We start from the raw sequence: 17,488 nt of genomic DNA on the forward strand, positions 1-17,488 counted from the left end.
CCCATATTATTTTATTTCACTTCCGGCAACGCTTAATTGTCAGGGTAGAAACACTGCCCTTCTTCTGCCATCGCCACCAGCTTGTCGCAAGGTACAAAACGCTCACCGTATTTATCAGCATGCTGGCTAAGCATCTCAACCACTTGCTTGATCCCGAGCTGATCCATATAGCGAAATGGTCCACCAAGGAACGGCGGGAAACCGATACCGAAAATCGCTCCGATATCACCATCACGGGCGGAACGGATCACCCCTTCATCGAGACAGCGAGCCGCTTCATTGAGCATCATTAAGGTACAGCGCAAGGCCAGTGTATTTGCATCCGCTTGCTGCTCAGGATTCAAGTTAAGCAACTTGTAGACACTCTTATCGACCGCTTTCTTCTTACTGTCATAGCGGTAAAAACCTTTTCCACTCTTACGGCCTTTACGACCATCACAGAGCAGAGTCTCAAACACATCCGGCCCCTGAAAACGCTCACCCAACTCCCCGACTAATACTGGCATGATCTTGGCGCCAATATCGACGCCGACTTCATCAAGCAAGGTGATCGGGCCAACCGGAAAGCCGAAATCAAGCAAGGCATTATCCAAGTGCTCAATCGGCTCACCACTGAGCAACACATTGGCGGCCTCATTCATATACGGTGCCAAAATGCGGTTAACGTAAAAACCAGCCGTATCCCCCACTACAATCGGGGTCTTGCCCTGCTTCTTCGCCAATGCCACCACGGTCGCAATGGTCTCATCGGATGTGGTCTGGTGCGGGATCACTTCCACCAGCGGCATTTTTTCCACCGGACTGAAATAATGTAACCCGACCACATTCTCTGGCCGCTCGGCCGCTTCCGCGATCTGGTGGATAGGCAATGATGACGTGTTAGTGGCAAAAATCGTTTCCGGCTTAGCATGGGCCTCGATCTCTTTCACCATCTGATGCTTAAGTGCTAAGTCTTCAAATACCGCCTCTATCACCACATCCATCCGATCAAATGCGGTGTACTCAGTACCACCGGAAATATTCAGCATCTGCTTTTGTAAGTTCGCAGTATTGATAATGCGGCGCTTACGCTGCTTATCCAGCAACTTGTAGTTATATGCCATCGCATTGAGGACACCATCATTGGCGATGTCTTTAATACGTACCGGATACCCAGCCTTAGCCACTGTGACATGGCTGATCCCACCGCCCATCAAGCCGCCGCCGAGGACGCCAACATGCTGGATTGGTTTAGGTTCCGATGCTGATCCGGTCTCTTTTTTCATTGCGGTGGTCGCAAAGAAAATACTGCGTAAAGCCGCAGATTCGGGTGTCATTACCAAGTCCCCAAACAAGGTCGCTTCTCGCGCAAGCCCCTTAGTCATACCATGCTGTAAACCGTACTTGATCACATCCAAAATAGCATCGGCTGCCGGGTAATTGCCTCGGGTTTTATCATGGGTTTTCTTGGCCGCCTGATCAAACACCAAGGAACGTCCCAGCACGTTACTGCCCATGGCACGATCTTGCAGTGACAAATGCCGTTTAGGCTTAGGCTTAAGTGCTCGCTTTTCTGCGACATCAAGCAAAATACTCAATGGGACCGCTTCATCAACCACCCCCAACTTCTTCGCTTTTTTTGCTCGCAGTTGCTTACCGGTCAGAATCAGATCTAATGCCCCGGCAACGCCAATTAAACGCGGCAGACGCTGCGTCCCTCCCGATCCTGGCAGTAGCCCGAGCTGAACTTCCGGCAACCCGAGGCGGGTTTTGTCATCATCCGAGCACACCCGACTATGGCATGCTAATGCCAGCTCCATCCCACCGCCAAGACAAGGGCCATGAATCGCCGCCACCGTATGAAACGGCAAGTTTTCCAGCTCAGAAAACAGCTGCTGGCCCTTTTCAGCCAGTGCGCGAGCTTCCTCTGCAGTGGTGCAAGCTGCCAGCATCCGAATATCGGCACCAGCGACAAAATTATCCGGCTTACCGGAATAAACCACCATGCCCTTAATACCGGACTGGCCTTTAAGCTCATCCAAGACAGCGGTAACTTGATCGCCAAATGCCGCCTGTAAGGTATTCATTTTTTCGTTTGGCACATCAATTTTGAGCCAAGCGACCCCGTTATCAGCATAGGTCAGGGAAAATGCGGATTGTTGTTCTGTCATTATTCTGCCTCCAAGATCATAGCTGCACCTAGGCCACCTGCCGCACACGCCGTATTCAGGGCTAACCCGCCGCCTCTGCGCTGAAGTTCACGCAAGGTTTGAGTGATCATTCGTGCGCCTGTCGCCGCAAAAGGGTGACCATAGGCAATCGAACCACCAAGCACATTAAATTTATCCATATCAATGTCGCCAATCGCGTTGGATCGCCCCAGCTTCTCTTTAGCAAACTGCGCTGAGCCAAACATTTTCACGTTTGCCAATGTTTGAGCAGCAAATGCTTCATGCATATCAATCAAGGTTAAATCAGCCAGAGTGATCCCTGCGCGATCCAGTGCCAACGGCGTCGCATAAGACGGCCCCATCAACATGTCATGCTCAACCCCGATGGCGGCAAAAGCATACGAACGAATATAACCCAGAGGTTTTAGGCCCAGCTCTGCCGCTCGGCCTTCTCGCATCAGCATGATCGCCGCCGCACCGTCAGTCAACGGCGTGGCATTGGCCGCCGTTACAGAACCAAATTTACGATCAAAGGCCGGGCGCAATTTAGCGTATGAGGCCAATGTCGAATCTTCGCGGATATTATTGTCTTTATCGATCCACTGTCGGTAAGGGGCGGGAAATGCGGTGATCACCTCACCTTGGATCAAGCCATCACGCCACGCTTGGGCGGCTAATGTATGGGAGCGGTGCGCCAAGGCATCTTGCTCTTCTCGGGTGATACCATGACTCTTGGCCATCTGCTCGGCAGTCTGTCCCATACTCAGTCCGGTCGAATATTCGGCCACCGCTGGCGGAACGGGCATCAAATCCTTCATGCTGAGCTTACTCAGCAACGAAAGACGTTTGCTCATGGTCTTGGCCTTGCTTAATGCCAGCAAGGTGGCGGCCATACGCTTGGAAACTCCGATAGGCAGAACCGATGACGAATCTGCCCCTCCGGCAATCCCTATATCAATCGTGCCGGCCATAATACTTTCTGTCACATTGGCTGCAGCCTGAAAACTGGTCGCACAAGCTCGGGTCACACTATAGGCATCGGTGCTGATATCCATTCCCGTGCCAAGGACAATTTCTCTGGCGATATTCGGCGCTTCAGGCATTTGTACCACTTGGCCAAACACCACCTGCTCTATCAACTTAGGATCGATATCAACCTGTTGCAGCATTTCACTGACAACCATTTTCCCCATATCCAGTGCTGGCACACCATCAAACGCAGTTGCCTGGCGGGCAAAAGGGGTACGTAATCCACTTACAACGGCGATGCGTTCACCCTGACGGGTTGTGAGGTTCTGGAGACGTGTCATCGCAACTCCTTATTTTAGTTTGTCGAGTACTGATAAGATTCCGTCCTCACACGAAAACAGAGGTCAGACCACAATCAATTGTAACCCGATTGTTATTATTATCAAACAAATGTTTAAAAAATGAGAACTTGATAGCAAACGATGCTTAATGAGCATGTATGATGAATGGGTAGATAAGGTGCGAGGTGCGAAAACACAAAAAGTAGCGTTGATAGTAAATATATCGAACTAATATAGAAAAATAGAGACAAAAAAAAACCATACCGCAAGGTATGGTCGTAATCTACACGGAAAGCAATCCATGTACAGTATAAGTCAATTAACCTAAAGCCAATTGCAAATCAGGCAAGCCTGATAGGAGAAAGTAAAGTCAGCCTTCAAAAGGAAGTTGTCATCTTGCTCAACAGATAGTGAACCTTGGTTTTCATACCTAATCCTCGGTACAAACGCCAACATTGACTATCAGATGACCCGCTTACTATAGCTTTCTCAGCAAATCACAATTTGAACCAGATCAATTTTAATGCGAATTATTCGATGAATCGTCAGAACATTGCCTAAAAGACGCAAAATAGTAGCAGTGTTCGACCTGTTAACGGGCAAATTAATGATTAAAACTTTTTTTCGAAAGAAAAAGCCTAATGCCTCGGTCTCTGTAGATATGAATAAACAAAGACGATATGAAGCCCTTGTCAGGGCGTGGCATCGGGATCTCTACCGCTATGCCTACTGGTTGTGCCATGATCCGCATATTGCTGAAGATCTGGTGCAAGAGACATGTTTAAGGGCATGGCGCTCACTCGATAGTCTGCAAGATGATAATGCGGCGAAAGCATGGTTAATTACCATTTTACGTCGGGAAAACGCCCGTCGGTTTGAACGCAAGCAGCTTGATCTGGTTGATATTGACGATTATGCCATCGCCGATACCCAGCATAACGGGAGCGAAATGGAACTTGAGCAGCAAATGCTGCACAAACAAATCATGAAGCTGGCGCCTGAATACCGAGAACCCCTCGTGTTACAAGTCATGGCGGGGTTCAGCGGTGAGGAAATTGCCGATATTCTCGGTTTGAACCGCAATACGGTGATGACGCGACTATTTCGCGCCAGAAACCAATTAAAAGACCAATTAGAACAACAATCCGACCGGAGAGGCCAACACAATGGATGATTTAGAATTCCGTCGGCGTCTATTTGCTGATCCAAATGACATCAGTCCAGAGATGATTGAAACCCGAAATGCATCATTAGCTAACCGAAAGCTATCTGACGAATTACAATCACTTGATAATAAACTTGAGCGTACGATGAAAGTGGATGTACCTGATGATTTAGCTGATCGGATCTTATTTCACCAAACGGGGCAGCCAGATAAAAAAGAATACAAAACAAAAGCCTTCTTAGGTCTTGCAGCTTCTGTCGTCTTCATTGCTGGACTATTTGTCGGCCAGTTTACGGGGTTTATTAATCCAGCCACTTCGCAACCCAAGCTGGCACAGATGGCGTTAGAGCATATCTATCAAGAGTCGCCATTTGTGAACAATATTGATGAAGCCGTTTCACTGACTCAGGTCAACGCCAAAATGACACCATTCGGTTCCCAGTTTGATCGGTTACCCGGACATGTTTACTACGTGAACCACTGTGGATTTGGCGATCAGAATGCATTGCATATGATCATGGGTACTGCACATGGTAAAGTCACGGTATTTATCGTACCAACGGATACATCATCGGCATTGACGACCTTTGCCGATAGCAATATGCAAGGTGTTGTACTTCCTGCCCATAATGCTGACTTAATTGTGGTAGGGGAAAAAGGACAAGATATAACGCCTGTTGCTCAAAAATTGAAATCAGATCTCCAGTGGGAGATTTAAATCAAGAAAACCCTCCAATTAATATCTTAAAGGGATATTTTTTGGGGGGTGCAACCTAAACTCATCCCTAATACGTCTTTTTTGCTACTAAGTTAACAATACTGATGTTTAATTAACCCATCAACAATCCTCAACAAACAAACAAATCATTTAAAATCAACACATTAAAAAAAACATTAAATAAACTGGCTAACTGGTCAGATTTGATGCGTTGTTGACCCCCCATACAATCTTCCTGTTCTGTAGGAAAAAGCAGAAATAAGCACTAAATATAATTAGGAATAACTATAATATGAACAAGAAGCGTCTGTTTACTAAATCAGTGGTTACGATCGCCATTACTATGGCTTCACAACAAGCACTGGCGGCGGGTTTCCAGCTCAATGCGCAATCAGCAACAGGCCTTGGCCGTGCATTCGCCGGTGATGCGGTTATCGCTGATAACGCAACGGTAATGTCACGTAATGCTGCAGCCATGGCACTGTTTGATGCACCCGCTATCTCGCTGGGTATCAATGCTATTAATACCGATATTGACGTAAAAAATGCGAAATATGCTTCACCATTTACACTAGGTAAAGCTGTTGATCTGAATGACCAGCAGACCGGTGATACCTCTTATGCTCCCAACATCTTCTACATCCACCCTATTAATGACAAATTTGCAGTCGGTGTTGGTATCTACTCAAACTTCGGCACAAAAACTGAATTCAGTGATGATTATAAAGCCAATGAATACGGCGGCCTGACTGACGTTAAGAGCGTTAACTTTGCCCTAAGCGGTTCATACCGTATTAATGAGCAATGGAGCGTCGGTGCGGGTCTGGATGTGATCTACGGTGCAGGTAAGCTACAGCGTTCAAACAAAAATATTGAAGGACTACTTGACAAACTTAGCCAAGGTACGGCGCCTAAAGGACAACTGCTTGATGTCGATGCTGACGGTATTGCACTGGGTTGGAATATCGGTACAGTTTACGAGCTGAATGACAACAACCGCTTTGGTCTGTCTTACCGCTACAGCCCTGAACTGGAAGCGGAAGGCGACATGTTCTTCAAAACCGGCGGCGGCGATATCAGCAATGAAAAACTAATTATGCCACTGCCTGACATGGCAGAATTCTCGGGCTACCACCGTCTGAACCAACAGTTCGCAGTACACTATAGCGTACAGTGGATTAGCTGGAGTACGTTTGACAAGTTGGCAACTACCGGCAATAAAGAGCTCAACACTTACGACTGGCAAGACGGCTGGCACTACGCGTTAGGTGGTACTTATTACCTGAACAACGACTGGACGCTACGCGCTGGTTATATGTATGACACCAGTGCCCAAGATGAAAAGACATCAATCTCAGTACCTGACTCAGATCGTCAGTGGTTCTCAGGCGGCTTCACTTACCACCTAGACAACAAATCTAACATTGATGTGGGCGTCACTTACCTAATCGGTAAAGATGTTGATGTCGTTGAGAATAATGGTATTTCTACCATTAGCGCAACAACCCGTGCTAATGCATGGCTATACGGTATTCAGTACAGCCGCTCATTCTAATTCAGCGAACATTTATACCTGAACGTTACAAAGGGAGCCTATGGCTCCCTTTTTGTGTTTAATATAACCCAATGAAAAAAATAACAAAAAACACAAAAACATTTCTTATGCGTCGCCTTGTTGAGCATACATACCATCGCTGAAATACGCCATCTCCTGCACACGTGTACGCTGAAATCTCATCCGACCAGAATAAATAGAACACTTATTACCAGATAAAAAACTACAACTTTTAAATATTTTAAGATAAAACTTCAAACTAATGAAAATTTGTAAGAATGTCTTAAAGCATTTGCTCTAAAGCGTATGATTCGCGCTATTAGATTTCAGCGAACACAGTAGACTGATGAAAAAGAATAAAATTACACTTTCAGTAGTAGCAGCATTAGCACTTGGCGCGAGTGCCAACACCTTAGCTGCGGGTTTCCAACTAGCGGAATACTCTGCAACCGGCCTTGGCCGCGCATTTGCAGGTGAAGCAGCAATGGCTGATAACGCAAGTGCCCAGTTCCGTAACCCAGCCATGCTGACTTACCTTGACGGCACTCAAGTATCAACCGGTGCTATCTATGTTGATCCAAATATCAATGTAAAAGGTGACGTAAGCGTCGACATGCTTGGTATGAAAGGAACAACCAAGGCTGACGATATTGCTCACTCTGCTGTGATCCCTAACTTCTACCTCTCTCACCGCGTTAATGAACAGTGGGCTGTTGGTTTAGCTTTTTCTACAAACTACGGCATGGAAACAGAACTTGGCGGCAACTTCTTAGGTACCCTTTTTGGAAACCAAGCCAAAGTGATGTCTGTAGAAATCAACCCGAATGTGGCTTATAAAATCAACGACCAATTTAGCATTGGTGGTGGTGTTCGCTATGTAATGGGCGAAGGCCACTTTGGCGCGTCAGTACCAACTAACTTGTCACCAAAGCTTAATGCTCTCGTTAGCCAACTTGAGCAGAAATTCGGCCCACTAAAAGGCCAAGACCTAAAATACATGGAAGGCGATGACGCCGCGTGGGGCTGGCAATTAGGTGCAGCATGGCAGATCAACGATGCTAACCGTATCGGTGTTAATTACCGTTCTGCGGTTGACCTAAAACTAGCGGGTGAAGCATCAGGCGTGCTTTATGGCGGTAATTTCCCAGGAAGCATGGCGTTAACCCTACCTGCAACCGCAGAAATTGCTAGCTTCCACCAGCTAACCGATAAACTGGCTATGCATGCTAGCTTTAACTGGACCGACTGGAGCAGCTTTGAAAAATTGGTTGCCGTGATCCCTAGCCATCCATCGAGCCCAGATCTTATCAAAGAAGAGAACTGGGAAGATAACTACCGTTTTGCTGTGGGTACAACTTACCAATACACTAACAAGCTAGCACTGCGCACGGGTGTCGCTTATGACATGTCAGCTGTCGATGATGAGCACCGTACCCAGACAATCCCAGAAACGGATCGTATCTGGCTAAGCATGGGTGCTGGCTACCAGTACTCCCAAAATCTAAGCTTCGATGCAGGCTTTACCTATATCTTTGCAAAAGATGCAGCGATGGAAGAGTCGATTGATATTAATAAGAAACCTGTTGCTAGTTTCAAAGGTGAAACCACGGGTAACGTATGGCTAGTCGGTGTTCAGGCTAACTACCGTTTCTAAGACTTCGTCAGGTGGGCTTCGCCCCGAGGAACGAGTTCTAAGTTTCTAGTTTCTAGTTTCTAGTTTCTAGTTTCTAGTTTCTAGAAGTATCAAAAAGAGGGGGCTCACAAGCACCCTCTTTTTTATTTTTATAGATGACGTTTTCACCCTCGTTTTCCTACGCCCTAATAACATTCTCTTCCCACAGGGTCACAGGACCTCTTTTCCCATAAAACCACCCTCGCACCTCGCACCTCGCACCTCGCACCTCGCACCTCGCACCTCGCACCTCGCACCTCGCACCTCGCACCTCGCACCTCAAGCATGAAATCAATTCATGTGTTACAGAAATCATTTCATTAGACGCCGCTAATAACGCCACCTAAAATCAGGTCATTACTCATGCATTCATATTTACATCGATTACATTCATGCTATTAACAACTCTTTACATTATCGGAATAACAGCAGAAGCCATGACCGGCGCGTTAGCGGCAGGTAAGCGTCATATGGATTGGTTTGGTGTTATGTTCGTTGCCAGCGCTACCGCCATTGGTGGTGGTACCGTTCGCGATATTCTTCTTGGCCACTACCCATTGGGTTGGGTTGCGCATCCTCAATATTTAGTCATTACGTGTATCGCGGGCCTATTTACCACGTTGGTCGCTCCACTCGTGGTGCGTTTTCATAAAATTTTCGTTCTGTTGGATTCGCTCGGATTGATCGTCTTTAGCATTATCGGCTGTCGAGTCGCAATGGATATGGGACTCTCACCATTGATCTGTATCGTCGCGGCAGTCGTCACTGGGGTCTTCGGTGGTTTACTGCGAGATTTGATCACCAGCCGCCCACCGATGGTGCTGCATAAAGAGCTCTATGCCTCGGTCGCTTTTATTGCCGGTGGAATGTATTACGGACTACTTTACTTAGGGGTTGGCGAAACCATCGTGACCATCACGACCTTGATCGTCGGCTTCAGTATCCGTGCTGCCGCAGTACAATTTGGCTGGAGCTTGCCAGTCTTTCATTTCGAAGACGTAGAAACCAACCAAGATAGTGCTAACTCTCGAGGCTAAAAAATCACCATTAATAGTCAAAAAAAGAGCAGACAACCCGCCTGCTCTCTCTTGTCTATCTAACACATTTTTCAAGCCTGTCTTTCAAGCAGATGGGTCTCGCTTCTCAAATCGACGTTTCATCAATTCTAGAACCTGCTTTTTCTCGTCCCTGCTCTATCTCAAAACGCGTCTCGCACTTTAAATCTTCGGGGTTTCCGTGACGACATCTGCATTCTGTCCACGATGTCGTAATAAATGGTCCATTAAAGTGATCGCTAACATCGCTTCGGCAATGGGTACTGCACGGATCCCGACACACGGATCATGTCGGCCTTTGGTGATCACCTCTGCACTTTCACCCTGTCGGGTAATGGTTTCACCCGGTATGGTAATGCTTGAAGTCGGCTTGAGCGCAATGTGTGCCACAATGTCTTGCCCTGATGAAATGCCGCCTAAGATACCGCCCGCATGGTTTGACCTAAAACCATCCAGCGTCATCGCATCACGGTGTTCACTGCCGCGCTGCTCGACAACATCAAAACCGTCACCAATCTCGACTCCTTTCACGGCATTGATACTCATGAGTGAATGGGCAATATCGGCATCGAGCCTATCAAACACTGGCTCGCCTAACCCGACAGGGACATTCTTGGCGACCACGGTTAATTTGGCACCGATGGAATCACCTTCTTTCTTTAAGTTGCGGATCAGCTCATCAAAAGCATCCACTTTATCGGCATCAGGACAGAAGAAGGCATTTTGCTCAATCTGCGCCCAATCGACTTTATCAATTTTTACCTCGCCCATTTGCGACAAGTAAGCACGTACTTCAATGTCATGGACTTGCTTAAGGTATTTCTTCGCGACGGCACCGGCTGCGACACGCATCGCCGTTTCTCGGGCCGAAGAACGACCACCACCGCGGTAATCTCGAACACCATATTTCTGATGGTAGGTATAATCAGCGTGGCCGGGACGAAATAAATCTTTAATATTGGAATAATCTTTAGACCGCTGATCGGTATTTTCGATCAATAAACCAATCGAAGTGCCTGTTGTCTGACCTTCAAATACACCCGAAAGGATCTTCACTTCATCCGGTTCGCGGCGCTGAGTGGTGTATTTTGAGGTGCCGGGACGACGACGGTCCAAGTCATGCTGCATATCAGCTTCTGTCAACGCAAGACCAGGAGGGCAGCCATCAATGATACAGCCTAGTGCTAGCCCATGACTTTCACCAAAGGTGGTGACGCGAAATAATTGTCCAATTGTATTGCCTGCCATTACTTCCTCTGTCTTCTATTACCGTTGCATCCAGCCTAGTCCGTTAGGATCGCTACATTATATACAGCGATGAATCCGGCATTGTTCGGTTTGTGTGTTTTCATCAGTGAGTACATAGTGCAAATTCGCAGCTGGGATTGCAAGCGACAATCACGCTCAATCATGATGATAATCCAGCCCAATCATACGCTGCGATCGATAGTGCTGATAAAAAAACAGGTGCCCTTGGGCACCCGTTTCTATTTGGTCTCGTATACAGAGCGGCAGCTTATGCGCCTTTCTTTGATTTCCACTTTTTAATGCTGCTTGAGCCACCAGAACGGTTGCTTGGTTCATCATCACGCTGAGTACGATGATGACCCGGCTGAACACCACGTCCAGGTCGAGTGGCATTACCACGGTTGTTCTCTTGACGGCTATCAGTACGACCACCTTGGCGATGGTCTTGACGGTTGCCAGAACGGCTATCTTGACGATTGTCTGCGCCTCGATTTTCAGAATAACGGTTCTCTGAATAACGGTTACCCTCTCGGCGAGGCTCTGCACGGCGGCTGCCATCACGATCGCCAGTTATACGCTTACGGTTAAAGTCGCCCTTACCCTCGTATGTTTTATACTTGATCTTACCTTCGTCACGGCTCTCTTGCTGACGGCTGTCATACAGCTTGGCATCCGTCGCTTTCTTAATACTCTGGCCCTGACTATCGGTACGTGATGCTTCTTCTGTTTTACTTGAATCTGAAATCAAACTGTTAATTTCAGCAATTTCAGCATCAGTCAGATAACGCCATTTTCCGTTTGGCAGCCCATCAATACTGATGTTCATGATACGGACACGGCGCAACTTAAATACATCGTAACCCAGAGCCTCACACATCCGGCGGATCTGACGATTAAGGCCCTGAGTCAAAATAATACGGAATGAGTAATTGGTCTCTTTGGTGACCTTACATGGCAATGTCACGGTATCAAGAATCTCAACACCTGATGCCATTTTGGCAATGAACTCATCGGTGATCGGCTTATCGACACGTACCACGTATTCTTTCTCGTGCGAGTTGCCTGCACGCAGGATTTTATTGACAATATCGCCATCGTTGGTCAGGAAGATCAGACCGTCAGAGGGTTTATCTAAGCGACCAATCGGGAAAATACGCTTACGGTGGCCGATAAAATCAATAATATTATCTTTAATATGGCGCTCGGTGGTACAGGTGATCCCGGTCGGTTTATTCAGTGCGATATAAATTGGCTGCTCTTTCGCACGCAGTGGCTTATCGTCAATCAGGACATCGTCACCCGGCATGACCTTAACCCCCATTTCCGGCTCTTGACCATTGATGGTCACTCGTCCTTGATCAATTAGCTTGTCCGCCTCCCGGCGTGAGCAATAGCCCGTATCACTGATGAATTTGTTTAAACGCACAGCTTTGGCCTGATCGCCATTACCTGCATTATCTTGAGGCTGATTCTGAGACATGATGTTCTTCTACTCTAAGCGTTTCGCAACGCATCAAGGTTAGTCGGAAATAAGTATACCCAAGTTATCTCACTCTGAATCTTGAGCTAGCTTGGGTATATGACCCAGTATTCTAGCAATTGGCTTACGTATTGGGAAAGAAAACCTCCCTTACTTAATCCACCTTAACTCTTCAGCTCTGTTTGCTCGTGCTTAACGTATCGATATAGGGCATAAAATTAAGCCACCCGACGGTGGCTTAATTAACATCATCACGCTAACAATCAATGTTGTTCGATAACGGATTCAGGTTGATGTCCTTTCGACGCCGCATCGTGCAGCAAGGCTTTATCAAGCTGCTCGGCAACATAACCGGGTGACTTGGTTTTGGCGGACATCAATCGGTACATTGCCGGGATCACGACCAAGGTAACTAAGGTCGCAAATGCCATCCCAAAGAACACCACGGTGCCTACCGCTATCCGGCTCTCTGATCCCGCTCCTGTAGAAAAGATCAATGGTACAGCACCAAACAGGGTGGTAAATGCGGTCATCAATATAGGACGCAAACGACGCTCTGACGCATCAATGATCGCTTGCTCGAACTCGACCCCTTTATCACGCAGCTGGTTGGCAAACTCAACAATCAAGATACCATTTTTGGTTACCATACCTATCAGCATGATCATTCCTATCTGACTAAAAATATTGAGGCTCTGATCCAATAGCATCAACCCCGCTAAGCCACCAAAGATCCCCATTGGTACCGTCAACATCACCACCATTGGGTTAATAAAGCTTTCGAACTGAGCGGCAAGTACCAGGTAAGCCACCAACAAGGCCAGACCAAACACCATCAAGATACTGCTCTGGTTTTCTCTGAAGTCTTTCGATTCACCGGAATAGTCAATCACAATATCACTCGGTAACATCTCTAGCGCTTTGTTATCGAGGAAATCCAATGCTTCACCCAAGGTATAGCCAGGGACTAAGTTAGCTTTAAGTTTGATGGATTTCTGCTTTTGGTTATGACTCAAACGCTGAGCAGACGCCACCTCTTCCACACTGGCCACCGATTCAAGGGTGATCAACTGCCCTGATTTGGTTCGCACATAAATCTGACTTAAATCTGTCGCATTATTGAAGGTGTTTTCGTCACCACGCAGATAGACATCGTATTCTTCACCACGATCGACAAACGTGGTTTCACTCCGACCACCCAGCATGATCTCCAGGGTTTCCGCAATGTCAGCGACAGGGATCCCAAGCTCAGCGGCCCGCTGACGGTTTACTGTTACCACCAACTCAGGTGTGGTTTCGGCGTAATCCAAATCCACCCCTTCCATCATCGGACTATCTTCTGCTAACACCTTCAGCTTGGTTGCCCACTTGAACAGTTCGACATAATCAGCACCATTAAGCAGGAACTGCACTGGCTCTGATGAGCCGCCACGGAAACCCGGCATAAATGGCCAAACACGAATATCTGGGATCCCCTGTAACGAATTACGGACCATCGCCAAAGCGTCAGCGGCACTTACGTCACGATCTTCCCAGTTTTCCAACTGGATAATAACAAAACCTGTCTGATCTCCGGCTCGACCGCCGAAGGCAGGCGTCTGGATAGACACTGATTTCAGAACGCCCTTACCCACCATCGGTAGTAAACGACCTTCTACTTCTTCAATGTTACCCACCATGCGGTTATAACTGGTGCCCTCTGCCCCTTTAACAAAAGCAAAGATAACGCCGCGATCTTCCTGCGGAGCCAACTGCGCTGGCACCATTTTCATCATCACCACACTCAAGCCAATGAACACCAGAATGATCAATGGTGCCACATAACGGTAACGCACCGAGGCTGTCACCACTTTGCGATAGCCTTGTTCGAGCTTACCAAACATCCGATCAACCCAGAGGTTAAATCGGGTTGGCTTCACATTGGCTTTCAGTAATTTACTGCCCATTACTGGGCTTAACGTTAGGGCCACGATTGATGAGAAGATCACCGCCATCGCCAGCAATACCGAAAACTCGGTGAACAGTGGGCCGACCATGCCATCCATAAAGGAAATCGGCAGGAACACCATCACCAGCACCACGGTCGTCGCAACGACCGCAAATCCAACCTCTCGGGTGCCTTTATAGGCTGCTAATAGCGGTGATTCACCATTTGAAATGTGGTGATAAATATTTTCAACCACCACAATGGCGTCATCGACCACCAGCCCGATAGCCAGGATCAATGCCATCAGGGTTAACAGGTTTATTGAGAAACCAAGGAAATACGCCACCATGAACGCAGAGATCAATGACACTGGCACGGTCACAGCTGGGATCAGGGTCGCCCGAGCTTGTCCGATAAAGATATACAGTACCAACACCACCAGCAAACCGGTGACAAATAAGGTGCTATACACTTCCTCAATAGAACGGTCGATAAACACCGTTGAGTCATAATCAACAAACAACGATGTACCTGCTGGTAAGAAACGCTGCATGCGATCCACTTCGGCATAAACATCTGCAGCGACATTCAGCGGGTTAGCATCACTCATGGCAACGATACCCAGGCTAAGGTTTGCAATACCGTTATTTTTAAAGGTGGCGTTCTCGTTCTGCGCACCAATCGCGACGTTAGCAACATCTTTTAAATAAATGGGTGAACCATCTTCTGCAGTACGCACAACCAGATACTCAAAATCCGCCGCAGTACGATAAAGACGCGCCGTTCGCACTGACATGGTAGTGGTGTCATTACGCACTTCACCGCCCGGCAACTCAACGTTTTCATCATTAAGGGCTTTGACGATATCGCTACTGGTCACGCCCCGCCCGGCCATCAGTGCGGGTTGTAGCTTGATATACATCACGCGGTATAGTGCACCACTCAAATCTACCGAGCTGACGCCGTTGATCAGGTTAAACCGATCCATCAATACCCGTTCGGCGTAATCGGTCAACTGAGAACGGTCCATGGTGCTCGATGTCAAGTTGACGTACACCGCCGGCTCACCAGAACCATTATCTTTTGACACTACAGGATCATTAGCTTCATCCGGTAGACGGCGCTGAGCACGCGAGACGGCATCACGGACATCACTGACCCCTTCTGTCAGATCCCAGCCCATCTCAAATTCAATTTTGATCCACGATGATCCATTACGCGTGGTCGAGGTGATATTCTCGATGCCACTGATCCCGGATAATTGATCTTCTAAAACCGTGGTGATCCGACTTTCCATGATCGACGCTGACGCGCCTTTATAACTGGTCGAGACACTAACAACCGGATTTTCAACGTCCGGCATTTCCCGTACAGACAGTTTGCTAAAAGAGACTAAACCAAACACGCAGAGCAGCAAACTCAGTACAATCGCGACCACAGGCCGCTTAACAGACACATCCGACAACCACATTAGGCTTTATCTCCAGCCAGTTTAGGCGTGCTGGCCGTTAAGTCATTCACCTGTACCCCATCGCGCATGTTCACTAACCCCTGCACCACAATTCGGTCACCAACAGTGATACCCGATTCAATCACCACTTCATTATCAACCCGAGCCCCCAATGTCACCTCTGTACGGTGTGCCTTGCCGACCGCATCCACCAAGTAGACAAAACGTTTAGTACCGGAATACTCCAATGCCTGTACTGGGATCACCGCCGCGTCTTGCGGCACAAAACCAATATTGGCCGCCATCAGCATGCCCGGCTTCAGTTTTCCGTCGCGATTATCGAAGATCACCCGAATACGAATATTGAGTGAATCGGCCTGAACACGAGAATCAATGGCTTGAATTTCACCGCTAAATTCGTGATCTGGCCATGCCTGACTGCTGGCCTTTACTGTCATACCGGCAGACAAAAAAGAGAGATACTGCTCGGGTACTTGAATATCCAGTCGCATCGAAGAGAGATCATCAAGCGAAAACAGTTCACTACCCACATTGAGCATATGACCTTCACTGAAATCAATCAGGCCGACAGTCCCTGAAAATGGCGCTAAAATAGCATGATCATCTAAATCGGCTTTTGCGGCTTGCAAACGCGCTTGGGCAATATTCACACTTGCCAGCTGCGCATCGATCTCCGTTTGAGTGATCGCACCACGCTTAGCAAGGCGTTTAAATTCACCTAACTTACGCTTTTCATCATTGAAATACGCCAGCGCCTCGGCATACGTTGCCTGCCCTCGAGCATCATCAAGCTGGATAAGTAAGTCCCCTTTTTCCACCGTGCTATTTATCCCAACCACGATGCGATCCACTCTTGCGGCCACTTGGGTGGCGATATTCACCGAACGCTGTGCTTCAAGCTTGCCCACCAATGACAGAGACTGCGCCACTGGCTGTGCCATCACCTCGCCAATAGTCACAGGGATCTGACGGGTTGCTCCCGGACCAGGCTTAGGTTCAGCAGCAACAGATGTGCCCTGAAAATAAAAATAACCACCACCCGATAGCGCCGCCGTTACCAAGGCCGCAACAAGGACTTTTTTCATGCTTTTATCCATAAAATATAAACTGCCGGAATAATATCTGAACCAAGGCTAATGCAGGGTAAAGAAGTGTAAAGAAAAGCAATATTCCGTTTACGTGTGACCAGCATAAACGGCTGCCACATCAAATAACGGCATCTCAATCAACAATATGGTGAAAATAGCAGCAAGCAGACAAAAATAGGACGGAAAAAGGTTTACAGTTCCAATCTGTTTGCTACTATTCGCTCCGCACTTGTGGAGGGGTTCCCGAGTGGCCAAAGGGATCAGACTGTAAATCTGACGGCTCCGCCTTCGAAGGTTCGAATCCTTCTCCCTCCACCATTATTCTTGAAAGCTGTTCCTTACTTGGTGTATGGTACGTCTTTCCGGCAAAGTAATCGGTCATTAGCCATGATTGATTGTACAATGATGGTTTTATCCAATAGTGATTTAACCAGCAATGGTTTGCCAAAAAACGAAACACCCCGTGGAGGGGTTCCCGAGTGGCCAAAGGGATCAGACTGTAAATCTGACGGCTCCGCCTTCGAAGGTTCGAATCCTTCTCCCTCCACCATCTTTCTAAAGAAATGCTCCGGCGTTTCTGGCTGTAAAGCCAAGACAATTAGCAATACCCCGTGGAGGGGTTCCCGAGTGGCCAAAGGGATCAGACTGT

Annotated in this window: 11 protein-coding genes and 2 tRNA genes; 7 read left to right on the plus strand and 6 right to left on the minus strand. The window is 47.7% G+C overall.

Features of this window, described 5'->3' with window-relative positions; all coding sequences use genetic code 11:
• Positions 1 to 32: 32 nt before the first annotated feature.
• Positions 33 to 2,150 (minus strand): fatty acid oxidation complex subunit alpha FadJ, encoded by a 2,118-nt coding sequence (gene fadJ, locus L4D12_RS06040; protein WP_428446921.1) that lies wholly within the window; start codon positions 2,148 to 2,150, stop codon positions 33 to 35.
• Positions 2,150 to 3,460 (minus strand): acetyl-CoA C-acyltransferase FadI, encoded by a 1,311-nt coding sequence (gene fadI, locus L4D12_RS06045; RefSeq protein ID WP_428446922.1) that lies wholly within the window; start codon positions 3,458 to 3,460, stop codon positions 2,150 to 2,152. Before fadI ends, fadJ begins: the two co-directional genes overlap by 1 nt.
• A gap of 607 nt (positions 3,461 to 4,067) precedes the next feature.
• Between fadI and L4D12_RS06050 the strand changes: the two genes are divergently transcribed.
• From L4D12_RS06050 to L4D12_RS06070, 5 genes are all read left to right on the plus strand, one after another.
• Positions 4,068 to 4,634, plus strand: a complete 567-nt coding sequence (locus L4D12_RS06050; protein WP_428446923.1) for a sigma-70 family RNA polymerase sigma factor — start codon at positions 4,068 to 4,070, stop codon at positions 4,632 to 4,634.
• Complete coding sequence (locus L4D12_RS06055; RefSeq protein ID WP_428446924.1) at positions 4,627 to 5,343, plus strand: DUF3379 domain-containing protein; 717 nt, start codon at positions 4,627 to 4,629, stop codon at positions 5,341 to 5,343. Before L4D12_RS06050 ends, L4D12_RS06055 begins: the two co-directional genes overlap by 8 nt.
• 292 nt (positions 5,344 to 5,635) lie before the next feature.
• Positions 5,636 to 6,898, plus strand: coding sequence for an outer membrane protein transport protein (locus tag L4D12_RS06060; protein ID WP_428446925.1), 1,263 nt, complete (start codon positions 5,636 to 5,638; stop codon positions 6,896 to 6,898).
• Positions 6,899 to 7,244: 346 nt separating this feature from the next.
• On the plus strand, positions 7,245 to 8,552 hold the full coding sequence (locus L4D12_RS06065; protein ID WP_428446926.1) for an outer membrane protein transport protein: 1,308 nt from the start codon (positions 7,245 to 7,247) through the stop codon (positions 8,550 to 8,552).
• A 410-nt stretch (positions 8,553 to 8,962) separates the two neighbouring features.
• On the plus strand, positions 8,963 to 9,607 hold the full coding sequence (locus L4D12_RS06070; RefSeq protein WP_428446927.1) for a trimeric intracellular cation channel family protein: 645 nt from the start codon (positions 8,963 to 8,965) through the stop codon (positions 9,605 to 9,607).
• Positions 9,608 to 9,787: 180 nt separating this feature from the next.
• Here L4D12_RS06070 and aroC read toward each other — a convergent pair whose 3' ends face one another.
• The 4 genes from aroC to L4D12_RS06090 all read right to left on the minus strand — a co-directional run bounded on the left by aroC (position 9,788) and on the right by L4D12_RS06090 (position 16,836).
• A complete protein-coding gene (aroC, locus tag L4D12_RS06075) occupies positions 9,788 to 10,873 on the minus strand; it encodes a chorismate synthase (protein ID WP_428446928.1) in 1,086 nt (361 codons plus the stop codon).
• Between the two features lie 268 nt (positions 10,874 to 11,141).
• Positions 11,142 to 12,353: a 23S rRNA pseudouridine(2604) synthase RluF gene (gene rluF, locus L4D12_RS06080; protein ID WP_428446929.1), complete on the minus strand. Its 1,212-nt coding sequence runs from the start codon at positions 12,351 to 12,353 to the stop codon at positions 11,142 to 11,144.
• Between the two features lie 263 nt (positions 12,354 to 12,616).
• Positions 12,617 to 15,751: a multidrug efflux RND transporter permease subunit gene (locus L4D12_RS06085; RefSeq protein WP_428446930.1), complete on the minus strand. Its 3,135-nt coding sequence runs from the start codon at positions 15,749 to 15,751 to the stop codon at positions 12,617 to 12,619.
• Positions 15,751 to 16,836, minus strand: a complete 1,086-nt coding sequence (locus tag L4D12_RS06090) for an efflux RND transporter periplasmic adaptor subunit (RefSeq protein WP_428446931.1) — start codon at positions 16,834 to 16,836, stop codon at positions 15,751 to 15,753. Before L4D12_RS06090 ends, L4D12_RS06085 begins: the two co-directional genes overlap by 1 nt.
• Positions 16,837 to 17,072: 236 nt before the next feature.
• On the opposite strand from L4D12_RS06090, the gene L4D12_RS06095 reads away from it, so the two are divergent.
• Positions 17,073 to 17,157, plus strand: a tRNA-Tyr gene (locus tag L4D12_RS06095).
• Positions 17,158 to 17,304: 147 nt separating this feature from the next.
• A tRNA-Tyr gene (locus L4D12_RS06100) sits at positions 17,305 to 17,389 on the plus strand.
• Positions 17,390 to 17,488 lie beyond the last annotated feature (99 nt).

It is taken from the genome of Photobacterium nomapromontoriensis (genome assembly GCF_050336815.1).
In the GTDB taxonomy this organism is placed as follows: Bacteria; Pseudomonadota; Gammaproteobacteria; order Enterobacterales; family Vibrionaceae; genus Photobacterium; species Photobacterium nomapromontoriensis.